The sequence below is a fragment of the Facklamia sp. P13064 genome (assembly GCF_050409425.1).
In the GTDB taxonomy this organism is placed as follows: Bacteria; Bacillota; Bacilli; order Lactobacillales; family Aerococcaceae; genus Facklamia.
Map to the genome: position 1 here is coordinate 22,108 of NZ_JBNUPM010000007.1, position 12,965 is coordinate 35,072.

Below are 12,965 nucleotides of genomic sequence, written 5' to 3' on the forward strand. Positions count from 1 at the left end.
AGGTTTGAGAGAAAAAATCCCTAAGCAGAGCTTAGGGACGTAATTAATATTATGGGACGTAATCTACCACTAAATATCGATTAGGATCTTTACCTTCAGAGTGGGTTGCAATATGCTCATATTGTCCAAGATAAGCATGAATTTGTTTGCGTTCATAAGCAGGTAACGGATCTAGGATGACTGTTTGTTTGGTAGTTAAAACTTGCTCAGCAGTTCTTTCTGCCATTTGTTCAAGCACATTTAAACGACGGTCACGGTAATCCCCAACATTTAATAAAACTGAGATTCGTTTACGATCACGTCTATGCAATAAAACCTGAACTAAAGTCTGTAAGGAATTGATAATTTTTCCATGTTTACCAATGACTAAACCTGATTTGTCTGTTTCGATATTAAAAACTAACTGATTACCTCTTAATTCGTATTCAATGTGCGATTCTGCACCATATAAACGAATAACTTCTTCGAGGTAATGGCAAGCCGCTTGATACTCTTCTTCTATTGTAGATTCACTTTGTGCAACCTCTGTTTCAGACGTTTGGTTTTCATTTGAAACTTTTTCACTCACTTTTGGCTCGACTGTTTCAGATTTTTTATCTTCTGCTTGTTTTTCAATGGAAGATTCTTTTTCTAAAACAACATTGTCAGTTTTTCTTTGATCGTGAACCTCTTCTTTAACAGGCTCACTATGTTTTTGATTATTTTGACGGATATAATCTTTAGTTTTATTTACTGTTTCTTTATGTTTTTGACCTGTTTTATCCTTATGTTCCATTCCAACTTTTTTTTCTAATTGATTGGTTAATTCTTTTAATGATAGATCAGTCTTAGCTTCAATATGAACTACTGCTTCTTGCTTACCGAAGCCAAAGAAACCTTTTTTTCCTTCACTTATAATACGGATATCGGCTTCTTCTCGACTAATTCGCAATTGTTTTAACCCTTTTTCAATAGCTAATTCGACATTTTCAGCCCTAACAGTCATATTATGATCTAACATATCATCACTCCTTTTAATTTATTTACGACTTTTAACTTTTTTCAAGGCCTTACGCAATTGACGCTCTTTTTCTTTTTCATGAGCAATGCGTTCTTGGCGTTCTTTAATCATTTTATATGGATTGTTAAAAATTAAAATAATAATTACAGTAATTAAATTCGATATAAACCAATAAAGTGAAACTGCACTAGGTAAAGCAAAAGATATAGAGAAAATCATAATTGGCATAGTTATCATCATAATTTTCATTGAAACATTTTGTTGAGGATTTGCTTTACTACTTAGGTAAGTAGATAAAAATGTGAATAGAGCCGCTAAAAGAGGGAAAATAAAGTAAGGGTCTGGTTGTCCTAAATCAACCCAAAGAAACTGTCCTTGTCTTATAAGCTCTGTTCGCGAAATCACTTGATACAAGGCCATCAAAATTGGTAATTGAATTAAAGTTGGTAAGCAACCTGCGAATTGATTAACTCCTTTTTCATCAAACAATTCTTGTTGCTCAGCTTGAAGTAATTCCATTGAGTGACGATCTTTATGAGGGTACTTAGCTTTAATGGCTTCAATTTCCGGTTGTAACTCCATTATTTTATTTTGAGATTTCATCTGCATTAATGTCAAAGGGGTTAGCAAAAGACGAATTAAAAGGGTTAAACTAATAATACCTAAACCAAAATTATGACCCATTAAACCACTTAGCCAAACAATAAATTGAGAGAAGGGATAGAGAACAAATTGATCCAAAAGATTTGATGAATCGTTAGTAATCGGTTCATTAATATTTGCACAAGCAGATAATACCACTACAATAGCTAATAGCAGTGAAAGTTTTAAAATTTTATTTACTTTTTTATTGCTCATTACGACCTCCAGATTTTTCTAGTTTAAATAATGGTTGGATAATTTTAGCTTTCTTCATAACGTGAATAATCGATTTCTTTATTTGCTTTAAATCCTTATCACAAATATCCTTACGAGCAATCAATAGAAAATCAACTTCAGGAATAACCATATCTTCCACCTCATGCAAGGCTTGTCTTAAATAGCGTTTTATTTGATTTCTAAAAACTGCATTACCTAACTTTTTACTTACTGACAAACCGACACGAAAATGTTTTTGACCTGGTTTTGAATAGGTATAAATAACCAGTTGACGGTTTGCTGTAGAGTTTCCTTGATGAAAGACTCTTTGAAAATCCTTATCACTTTTTACTCGATATTCTTTTTTCATTAGACTATCACTCCGATGTTTTAGAGTCCTCATAATATTATATCAAAAATAAGAATAATTGGAATCTCTCTCTTTATTTTATAAAAAAAAGGCCTCACTTGGAAGCCTCAAAATTATGCAGTTAACTTTTTGCGTCCTTTTAAGCGGCGCTTGCTTAATACACGACGTCCATTTTTTGTTGACATGCGTTTACGAAAACCGTGTTCTTTACTACGTTGACGTTTTTTAGGTTGGTATGTTCTCTTAGTCATGCAATACACCTCCTTGTTGCTAAATATAAACAATACTAGAATAGTTTATAAGAATAACTCCTTTAAAGTCAAGTGTTTTTTAATATTCTATTAAATATCTCAATCGATGTAAAATCTTAACAATTGTCAACAACTTATCCACAGTTTTTAAACAAACCCTAAAAAAATAAACTTCTTTTAACAAACTAGAGGATAAAATTATCCACATTTTCTAAGCTTGTTAATAAATATTGTTTTATCCACAAACTCTGTTGAAAACATTATTTAAACCTTTAAGGAAGTTGATGGCATAGGAATTGTTATTTTTTTCTTTTGCACAAATCTACTTAATGTTTACTTAACTACTTTTTTATCCACACATTTAATTCACATGTGGATAACTTAAATGTGAGTATGTGGATAGAGCTTTTTACACATTCTCAACTTGTGGAAAACTCTAAATATGATACAATAATCTTAACTATATTAACTTATTCGAGGTGAAATGAATGGATGAAAAAGATCTTTTTTGGCAAGGAGTTCAAGATTATTTAAAAGAAATCCTGTCCACTTCTTCCTATCGATCCTGGGTTGAACCTTCAATCCCTACTCGAATTGGTAATCAATCAATTACGATTGCAGTTCCTAATCCGATGACTAAAAAATATTGGGAAAATCATTTGGTAAACTATATATTGCAATATAGTCGTGAACGATATGGTATTGAATATGAACCTCAATTTATAATTTATCAAAGCAATCAAAATGAACCCATGCTTTCGAAATCGATTGATAAGCAAGGAGAGACAGATAGTCTTCCAAGCTTTTCTGACTCAAAATTAAATCCTTCTTATACCTTTGAAAACTTTGTGATTGGTGAAGATAATAAAATGGCTGCAGGAGCTGCCTTGGCAGTGAGTGATGGTCCAGGAAAAACTTACAATCCCTTTTTAATTTATGGTGGTGTAGGTTTAGGAAAAACTCATTTAATGCAAGCTATAGGTAACGATATCCTACGTAAAAACCCTTCTACTAAAATTAAATATGCAACCAGTGAATCTTTTGTTAATGATTTTATTACCAGTATTCAAAACGGTTCTCAAAAAAAATTTAGGGAAATGTATCGTGAAATAGATGTCTTATTGATCGATGATATTCAATTTTTATCGAAAAAAGATGCCACTCAAGAAGAATTTTTCCATACCTTTAACGAACTTTATAATAATAATAAACAAATTATTTTAACTTCAGACCGTTTACCAAATAATATTGATAATCTCGAGGAAAGGCTTATTTCACGATTCAAATGGGGATTATCAACCGACATTACCCCTCCTGATTTGGAAACTCGTATCGCTATCCTTAGAAAAAAGGCTGCAAATAATCGATTGGATATTGATTCTGAAACTCTCACATATATTGCTAATAATGTAGATACAAACATACGTGAATTAGAAGGAGCTTTAATGAGAGTTTTTGCCTATGCAGCTATAGAGGGCAAAGAAATTACAAGTCATTTAGCCGCAGAAGCTCTCTCTTCTATTTTTGGAGAGCAAAAAGAAAAGGTAATTGATGCCGAATCTATCATTTCTACTTGTAGTCAATTTTATAAAATATCCACTGAACAAATTAAAGGAAAGAAAAGGAACAAAGAAATCGTTACTGCTCGTCAAATTGCTATGTATCTTACACGTGAATTAACAGAACTATCTTTTCCTAAAATTGGTGAAGCTTTCGGTAATAAAAACCATACGACGGTTATCCATGCTTATGAAAAAATCTCTGAAGATCTTAAAAGTAATACTACCCTCAAACATGAAATTGCAACAATCAAACAGATGCTAGAATAAAGAATGTGGATAAGTCTACTATAAAAAATCATCTTTACACATAGTCATCAACAATGCTAAAGCCTAGTTTGTAGAACTCTTTATCACTTATACACTCTATCAACAAGCCCTACTATTATTACTTAGATATATAATAATTATTTATAAAGGAGAAAATTATGAAATTTACAATTAACCGATCTGCTTTTACTCAACAAATAAATAATGTTCAAAGAGCTATTCCTTCTAAAACAACCATTAACATTCTATATGGAATTAAATTATCTTTAGATAGTAATGGAATGACTTTAATAGGTAGCGATGCTGATATATCTATCGAAAGTCATATTGCAGTTGATGAACCCTTAGCTAATTTACAAATTGAAGAAACAGGCCAAATTGTATTACCTGCACGTTTATTAAATGAAATTATTAAAAAATTACCACAAGATGAGGTAATAGTGAGTGTAGATGATCAATTTAAAGCAACTATTCAATCTGGTAATGCAAAATTCCAAATTGTTGGTATTGATGGAAATGAGTATCCTCGTTTGCCTATTATTGACCTAGATCATCAAATTCAACTTCCAACACTTACTTTTAAAAATATGATTCATCAGACTATTTTTGCAGCTTCTAATCAAGAATCACGTCCAATTTTAACAGGACTTCACTTAATGCTAGAAAAAGATTACTTAGTGGGAGTGGCAACAGATAGCCATCGTTTAAGCCAAAGAGAAATTCCTTTAAAATTAACTGAGAATTCGCATCATTTAGAAGCAATCACTGTTCCTAAAAAAACAATGATTGAATTGGCTAGAATAGTTCCTGATAATGCTGATTTAATGATGACTATATCGAATCAACAAATTATTTTTACTTTCGAAAATATAACAATTTATTCACGCTTACTGGAGGGTAATTACCCTGCTACTGATCGGTTAATTCCTAATTCATCTGAAACAGAAATCGTCTTAAATGCGGCTGATTTTCTGCAAGCAATTGAACGGGCCTCTTTAATGTCACATGAAGGAAAAAATAATATTGTCCAATTAGATATTCAAACAGACCATATCGAGTTATTTGTAAAAGGAAATGAAATAGGGAATGTGGCAGAAGAAATTCAATTTGTTTCCTCAAATGGTGAAGAGCTTCAGATTTCATTCAACCCTGACTATATGAAAGAAGCTTTAAGATCTTTTGGCGATATAGAAATTACCATTCAATTTAATTCAGCAGTTCGTCCAATGCTTATAACACCAAGTGTAAAGAGTGAATTACCCCACAATGATTTACTGCAATTATTAACACCAGTTCGTACACATTAAAACTTTTTAGCGGGTCTAATAAACGACCTGCTTATTTTTTGCCATTATTTAGCATTTAAGCCTAATTTAACTTAAATAAGCTTTTTATACTCTGAAGGTCAAATTTATTTAAAATGGCATTTTTTCGCCAAAAATTTGAGATTTAAGCTATTTAGTAGTATAATGAATCTAATAAATTACTAATGAGGTGGCCAAATGGAACATAAAAAAGTCAAAATAGATAGTGACCATGTAACACTCGGCCAATTATTAAAAATAGTAGATTTAATATCCAGTGGTGGAATGGCTAAATGGTACTTAGGTGAATTTACTGTCTATTTAAATGGCGAATCAGAAAATCGACGAGGAAAAAAATTATATCCTGGAGACCGTGTGGAGTTTGTTCAGGATGAATTAATAGTAGATGTCGTAGATCAATAAGATAGCTTATGAAAATAAAAGAATTAAATTTAACCAATTTTAGGAACTATAAAGAGCTTTCGATTGATTTTCATGACGGTCTAACTATTTTAGCTGGTGAAAATGCCCAAGGAAAAACTAACATCCTTGAGGCCATTTTTTTGTTGTCTTTGGCTAAAAGTCATCGAACCAATCATGATCAAGAAATGATTAGTTGGGAAGAAGATTATGCAAAGATAGTCGGCCAAATAACCACTAAAAACTCTCAATTTCCTTTAGAAATCATATTAAATGATAAGGGTAAGATTGCTAAATACAATCACCTCGATCAAAAGAGACTTTCTCAATTTATAGGTAAATTAAATGTTATCCTCTTTTCTCCTGAAGACATGCAATTAGTTAAGGGTTCTCCAAGTCTAAGAAGAAAGTTTTTAGATACAGAACTCGGTCAAACCCATCCCATCTACCTACAAAATTTATTAGAATATCATCGCTTACTTAAACAAAGAAATGCTTATTTAAAGCAAGCGCGTGAAAAACATACTTATGATCCAGTTTATTTAGACATCTTAACTGATCAGCTAATTGATGCAGGAAGCCAAGTAATTAAATATCGTTTGCAATTTGTTAAAGATTTAGAAGCAATGGCTCACCCGATTCATTATGAACTTTCTAATGAAAGAGATAGCTTATCAATGGTCTATAAGTCTTCCTCTTCTAAACTTGATTATGAGAAGATTGATTTAATTAAAGATCAAATGAGTGAATTGTTCAAATTGTCTATTCAAAGGGAAATCCATCAAGGAGCTACCATATATGGACCTCATCGAGACGATTTAATTTTTAATATTAATGGAAATTCAGCTCAGCAATTTGCCTCACAAGGCCAACAACGAACAGTTGTTCTTAGTTTAAAGTTAGCTGAATTGGATTTATTTTATACAATTGATCAAGATTATCCAGTTCTTTTATTAGATGATGTTCTGTCCGAGTTAGATGATCATCGTCAATTTATTTTGATGAGTAAAATCGAAGGGAAAGTTCAAACAATTTTAACCACAGCTAGTATTGAAAATATTCATATTCAAGAGCTAAAAAATTCTTCAATAAGACATATAAGTAAAGGTAAAGTTCAATAGGAGGATACAAATGGCAGAAAATAACGACAAGAAAAATGTAACTCAACCCCAATATGATGCTGAACAAATCCAAGTATTAGAAGGATTGGAAGCTGTCCGTAAACGACCAGGAATGTATATCGGATCTACTGCGAGTACTGGATTACATCATTTAGTTTGGGAAATTGTTGATAATTCTATTGATGAAGCTTTAGCTGGCTATTGTAGTCAAATTGAAGTAGTCATAGAAGCGAATGGTTCTATTTCGGTAACAGATGATGGTCGTGGAATCCCGATCGATATTCAGTCTAAAACAGGCAGACCTGCTGTTGAAACGGTTTACACCGTTTTGCATGCGGGTGGCAAGTTTGGTGGTGGCGGTTATAAAGTTTCAGGTGGTCTCCATGGTGTAGGAGCCTCTGTTGTGAATGCTTTATCAAGCGAACTATCGGTGGAGGTTTCACGTAATGGAAAAGTTCATCAAATTAAGTTTGAAAGAGGAGCTATTGTATCTGAGTTAAAGGTGGTTGGAGAAGCAACGGAAACAGGTACTAAAGTTAATTTTGTACCGGATCCGTCAATCTTTACCGAAACAACGGATTTTAAGTACGAAATATTAAATGAGCGTATCCATGAGCTAGCTTTCTTAAATAAAGGTTTACGCATTTCTTTACAAGATCGACGGATGGATCGCGAAGCTGATGATAGTTATTTATTTGATGGTGGAATTAAATCATACGTTTCTTATCTTAATGAAGACAAGGGATTAATTTTTGATGAACCTATCTATATTGAAGGTGAACAAGATGGTATTGCTGTTGAAATCGCTCTACAATATACAGATGCTTACCAATTAAATTTACTGTCTTTTGCTAATAATATTCACACTTATGAAGGAGGAACACATGAATCAGGTTTTAAAACAGCTTTAACACGGGTTATTAATGACTATGGTCGTAAAAATAACTTACTTAAAGATGGTGATGATAACTTATCTGGAGAGGATACTCGTGAAGGTCTGACAGCTGTTATTTCGGTTAAACATCCAGATCCTCAATTTGAAGGTCAAACTAAGACAAAATTAGGGAATTCTGAAGTACGAACTGTAACAGATCGCCTTTTCTCTCAACATTTTGAAACATTTTTATTGGAAAATCCTAAAGTTGCACGTTTGATTTTAGATAAAGGAATTCTAGCTTCAAAAGCACGAATGGCTGCCAAGCGAGCTAGGGAGATGACCCGTCGTAAATCCGGTTTAGAAATCGCAAACTTACCTGGTAAATTAGCGGATTGTTCTTCTAAAGACGCAGAAAAATGCGAACTATTTATTGTCGAGGGAGATTCAGCAGGTGGTTCGGCTAAACAAGGCCGTTCAAGAATGTATCAGGCTATTTTACCAATTAGAGGGAAAATCTTAAATGTTGAAAAGGCCTCAATGGAGCGTATATTGAGTAACATTGAAATTCGCTCGCTATTTACTGCCATGGGCACTGGTTTTGGAGCAGAATTTGATGTGAGCAAAGCCCGTTATCATAAACTAATCATTATGACCGATGCAGATGTCGATGGTGCGCATATTCGTACGTTATTATTAACGCTTATTTTCCGCTATATGCGTCCTTTGATTGATGCAGGCTATGTTTATATTGCACTTCCGCCACTCTATAAATTAAAAGTTGGTAAAAAAGAGATTTATTTAGATACACATGAGCAATTACTCCAATGGGAAAAAGAAAATCCAAATACTAGGTATTCATTACAAAGGTATAAGGGTCTTGGAGAAATGAATGAAGATCAACTTTGGGAAACAACGATGAATCCTGAAAATCGTCGGATACAGCGAGTGACTGTTGATGATGCAGTAGAAGCGGATGCAGTGATGTCTATGTTGATGGGAGAAGAAGTAGAACCCCGTCGTGTCTTTATTGAAACAAATGCAGTCTATGTACGTAACTTGGATGTATAGAATTACCCTTGAAAGGAGTTAGTCATGACGGAAGATCATTTTGATGTTAGCAAACAATCTTTTGAAGAAATCAATTTACCTGATGAAATGCGTAATTCATTTTTGGACTATGCTATGTCAGTAATTGTCGCAAGAGCCCTACCAGATGTTCGTGATGGATTAAAACCTGTTCATCGTCGTATTCTATATGGTATGAATGAATTAGGTGTTACACCTGATAAACCACATAAGAAGTCAGCCAGAATTGTTGGGGATGTTATGGGTAAGTATCACCCTCACGGTGACTCTGCAATCTATGAAGCCATGGTAAGGATGGCGCAACCCTTCTCCTACCGCCAAATGTTAGTTGATGGCCACGGTAACTTTGGTTCAGTCGATGGTGATGGTGCAGCTGCAATGCGGTATACTGAAGCTAGAATGGCTAAAATCACTCTAGAAATGTTAAGAGATATTAATAAAGATACAATTGATTTCCAAGAAAATTATTCTCAAGAAGAAAAAGAACCGGTTGTATTACCAAGTCGTTTCCCTAACCTTTTAGTTAATGGAGTTTCTGGTATTGCAGTTGGTATGACAACTAATATACCACCGCATAATTTAGAAGAAGTCATTGACGCTTTACAAATTCTTATGCGTAATCCAGAAGCGACTGTGGATGAATTGATGGAAGCTTTACCGGGTCCTGATTTTCCTACTGGTGGAATTATTGTTGGAAAATCAGGTATTCGCCAAGCTTATCGGACAGGTAAAGGAAAAATCACAATTCGCGGTAAAGTTGAAATTGAATACTTTGGTAATAATCAAGACCGTGAGCGAATTATTATTAAAGAATTACCTTATGGTGTAAATAAAGCTAAATTAGTTGAAAGAATTGCTGAATTGGGTCGTGATAAGCGAATTGATGGTATCTCCTATATTGCTGATGAGTCTGGTCGTGAAGGTATGCGGATTGTAGTTGAAGCACGTCGAGACGCTTCTGCTCATGTTATTCTAAATAACTTATATAAACATACTCCTTTACAGACTAACTTTGGTATTAATATGCTAGCGATTGATTTCGGAGTTCCTAAAATACTAAATTTAAAAGAAATTCTTGAAAAATATTTAGCCCATCAAGTTGAAGTGATTACGCGACGGACTAAATTTGAAAAAGGAAAAGCAGAAGATCGGGCTCACATCTTACAAGGTCTACAAAAAGCCTTAGATGTCATTGATGAGATTATTGCTATTATTCGTTCTTCCCACGATTCAGAAACAGCTAAGCAAGAATTGATTAATCGTTTTGAATTTTCGCAAATTCAAGCACAATCTATTTTAGATATGCGATTGGTTCGCTTAACTGGATTAGAACGAGAAAAAATCGATGCCGAGCTAAAAGATTTACAAGAATTGATTGTTCGCTTGACTGAAATACTTTCTTCTCAAGAAAGAATTTATGAAATTATTCATGATGAATTAAGAGAAATACTTAAGAAATATAATGATCCAAGAAGAACTGAAATCAAATTGGGTGAAATTCAGTCTCTTGAAGATGAAGATTTAATTGATGAGGAAGATATTTTGATTGCTTTAACCACTTCTGGTTATATTAAGCGTATGACTGAAGATGAGTTCCGTGTTCAAAATCGAGGTGGTAGAGGGGTTAAAGGAATGGGAGTGAGTGACGAGGATTCCATTCAAAGCTTAGTTTCTGCCTCCACCCATGATACCCTCCTCTTTTTCACTAATTTTGGTAAGGTTTATCGCGCTAAGGGTTACGATATGCCTCAATATGGAAGAACTTCGAAGGGCTTACCTATTATTAACCTCTTAAACTTAGATAAAGAAGAGTATGTAAGAGATATAGTTAATATTCGTAGAGAAGCTGATGATGAAGACACTCATCTCTTGTTTGTTACTAAAAATGGGACCGTTAAGCGTACTTTAGTAAGTGAATACTATAACATTCGTACCAATGGTTTAATTGCTATTAAATTAAGAGAAAATGATCAGTTAGTGAATGTATTAATTACTGATGGACAAAAAAATATTATCATTGGTTCTAATAATGGTTATGCCGTTAGCTTTAATGAAAATGATGTCCGTGATATGGGTCGGACAGCCTCAGGTGTCAGAGGTATGAGACTCCGTTCAGGAGATTATGTTATTGGTGCTGCTATTTTAGATGATGATAAGCAAGTTCTTGTAGTGACAGAAAATGGTTACAGTAAGCGAACTGAATCTAACCAATATGCTATTAAAAACCGAGGCGGTAAAGGTGTAAAAACATCTAATATCTCTCAAAAGAGTGGTAAATTAGCTGGTTTAGTCACTGTTGATGGTGATGAAGATTTACTAATCATGACCAATGAAGGAGTCGTCATTCGTGTTCATATCGATTCGATTTCAACCGCTTCAAGAGATACCTTGGGAGTTAAGGTTATTCGATTAGATGATGATTCTATCGTTGATAAAATTGTTGTCATTGAAAAAAATGAAGAAAATACAGAAGAAGATATGTCGGAATCTGATAATTCAATAGAAAATTCAGAGGAATAGAAAAATTAGATTGATTTCTTAAAAATAGAGTGATAAAATTATTAAATGTGAGTTAATAGCTTAATAGCTTAACTCCTTGCTCTATGGAGCCATTAGACCAAAAGGAGGTGCAGTCATGAGTCAACCAACTAAATATGAAATCCTTTATATTATTCGTCCAGATATGACCGACGAAGCAAAGAAAGAATTAATTGCTCGTTTCGATCAAATCTTAGTCGATCAAGGATCAGAAGTTGTCGAATCAAAAGACTGGGCTAAGAAACGTTTAGCATACGAGATCAACGATTATCGTGAAGGTGTTTACCACTTAATTACTTTAACCGCTGATGATGCTAAAGGGATCAACGAGTTCGATCGTCTAGCACGAATCAACCGTGATATCTTACGCCATATGATTACAAAAGTAGAAGAATAATCACTATGTTTCACGTGAAACACTTGTAGGAGGAAAATTATGAATACCGTACAATTAGTTGGGCGTTTAACCAAGGAAATTGATTTACGCTATACTTCTTCAGGAACTCCAGTTGGAAGTTTTACACTAGCTGTAAATCGCAGTTTTACCAATCAACAAGGTGAGCGTGAAGCAGATTTTATTAATTGTGTGATTTGGCGTAAAGCTGCTGAGAATTTAGCTAACTTTACCCGTAAAGGTTCTCAAATTGGAGTCGAAGGTCGTATCCAAACAAGAAGTTATGATAATCAACAAGGACAGAGAGTATATGTTACTGAAGTTGTTGTAAGTAACTTTCACTTATTAGAACCAAAATCAGTGACTGAACAACGTCCAGTTTCCGATGGTAATCAATCATACAAACAACCAAATCAAACGAATCAGTTTAAAGCTCAACCAAATCAAACGAATAGTAATGATTTTAGTTTTAATCAAGACTTCAGTCAAAATAGTAATCCATTTGGTGACAGTCAGAAGGTGGATATTTCTGAAGATGATCTACCATTTTAGAATAATGTAGAGGAGGAAAATGCATGGCACAACGTCGTGGAGGAAGACGTAGAAAAAAAGTTTGTCATTTCTGCGCTAATCATATCGATTATATTGATTACAAAGATACAGATCTTTTAAAAAGATTTATTTCAGAAAAAGGCAAAATTTTACCTCGTCGTGTAACAGGTACTTGCGCAAAGCATCAACGTACATTGACTAATGCAATTAAACGCGCACGGATCATGGCTTTATTACCATTTACCGTTCAAGAATAATATTTGACCACCCTTTGGGTGGTTTTTTTGTTTCACGTGAAACATTAAGTAATTAATTAGTAGATAGAACATTTCACTTAAATATGATAAAATAAGTGATATTAATAC

General features: G+C 33.6%; 13 protein-coding genes. 9 read left to right on the plus strand and 4 right to left on the minus strand.

Features of this window, described 5'->3' with window-relative positions; all coding sequences use genetic code 11:
* Positions 1 to 49: 49 nt before the first annotated feature.
* From jag to rpmH, 4 genes are all read right to left on the minus strand, one after another.
* A complete protein-coding gene (jag, locus tag ACQV2S_RS04170) occupies positions 50 to 1,000 on the minus strand; it encodes an RNA-binding cell elongation regulator Jag/EloR (RefSeq protein ID WP_428875078.1) in 951 nt (316 codons plus the stop codon).
* An 18-nt stretch (positions 1,001 to 1,018) separates the two neighbouring features.
* Positions 1,019 to 1,858: a membrane protein insertase YidC gene (gene yidC, locus ACQV2S_RS04175; RefSeq protein ID WP_428875077.1), complete on the minus strand. Its 840-nt coding sequence runs from the start codon at positions 1,856 to 1,858 to the stop codon at positions 1,019 to 1,021.
* A complete protein-coding gene (rnpA, locus tag ACQV2S_RS04180) occupies positions 1,848 to 2,228 on the minus strand; it encodes a ribonuclease P protein component (protein WP_428873042.1) in 381 nt (126 codons plus the stop codon). Before rnpA ends, yidC begins: the two co-directional genes overlap by 11 nt.
* Before the next feature lie 113 nt (positions 2,229 to 2,341).
* A complete protein-coding gene (gene rpmH, locus ACQV2S_RS04185; protein ID WP_258436956.1) occupies positions 2,342 to 2,479 on the minus strand; it encodes a 50S ribosomal protein L34 in 138 nt (45 codons plus the stop codon).
* Between the two features lie 488 nt (positions 2,480 to 2,967).
* Here rpmH and dnaA point away from each other — a divergent pair, with 488 nt between their 5' ends.
* The 9 genes from dnaA (at position 2,968) to rpsR (ending at position 12,857) form a co-directional block, all read left to right on the plus strand.
* On the plus strand, positions 2,968 to 4,308 hold the full coding sequence (gene dnaA / locus ACQV2S_RS04190; protein ID WP_428885068.1) for a chromosomal replication initiator protein DnaA: 1,341 nt from the start codon (positions 2,968 to 2,970) through the stop codon (positions 4,306 to 4,308).
* 158 nt (positions 4,309 to 4,466) lie between these two features.
* Entirely contained in the window at positions 4,467 to 5,615 is a 1,149-nt protein-coding gene (gene dnaN, locus ACQV2S_RS04195) for a DNA polymerase III subunit beta (protein WP_428875076.1), read from the plus strand.
* Positions 5,616 to 5,810: 195 nt separating this feature from the next.
* Positions 5,811 to 6,035, plus strand: a complete 225-nt coding sequence (gene yaaA, locus ACQV2S_RS04200) for a S4 domain-containing protein YaaA (RefSeq protein ID WP_428873045.1) — start codon at positions 5,811 to 5,813, stop codon at positions 6,033 to 6,035.
* Between the two features lie 8 nt (positions 6,036 to 6,043).
* Positions 6,044 to 7,153, plus strand: a complete 1,110-nt coding sequence (gene recF, locus ACQV2S_RS04205; protein ID WP_428873046.1) for a DNA replication/repair protein RecF — start codon at positions 6,044 to 6,046, stop codon at positions 7,151 to 7,153.
* A 10-nt stretch (positions 7,154 to 7,163) separates the two neighbouring features.
* The gene (gyrB, locus tag ACQV2S_RS04210; RefSeq protein WP_428885069.1) at positions 7,164 to 9,098 is read left to right on the plus strand and encodes a DNA topoisomerase (ATP-hydrolyzing) subunit B; all 1,935 of its coding nucleotides are present in this window, start codon (positions 7,164 to 7,166) and stop codon (positions 9,096 to 9,098) included.
* A gap of 24 nt (positions 9,099 to 9,122) precedes the next feature.
* Positions 9,123 to 11,636, plus strand: a complete 2,514-nt coding sequence (gyrA, locus tag ACQV2S_RS04215; RefSeq protein ID WP_428885070.1) for a DNA gyrase subunit A — start codon at positions 9,123 to 9,125, stop codon at positions 11,634 to 11,636.
* A gap of 115 nt (positions 11,637 to 11,751) precedes the next feature.
* Positions 11,752 to 12,051 (plus strand): 30S ribosomal protein S6, encoded by a 300-nt coding sequence (rpsF, locus tag ACQV2S_RS04220; RefSeq protein ID WP_428875074.1) that lies wholly within the window; start codon positions 11,752 to 11,754, stop codon positions 12,049 to 12,051.
* Positions 12,052 to 12,087: 36 nt separating this feature from the next.
* Entirely contained in the window at positions 12,088 to 12,600 is a 513-nt protein-coding gene (gene ssb / locus ACQV2S_RS04225) for a single-stranded DNA-binding protein (protein WP_428873160.1), read from the plus strand.
* A gap of 23 nt (positions 12,601 to 12,623) precedes the next feature.
* Positions 12,624 to 12,857, plus strand: a complete 234-nt coding sequence (gene rpsR, locus ACQV2S_RS04230; protein ID WP_428873050.1) for a 30S ribosomal protein S18 — start codon at positions 12,624 to 12,626, stop codon at positions 12,855 to 12,857.
* The last annotated feature ends 108 nt before the right edge of the window (positions 12,858 to 12,965 follow it).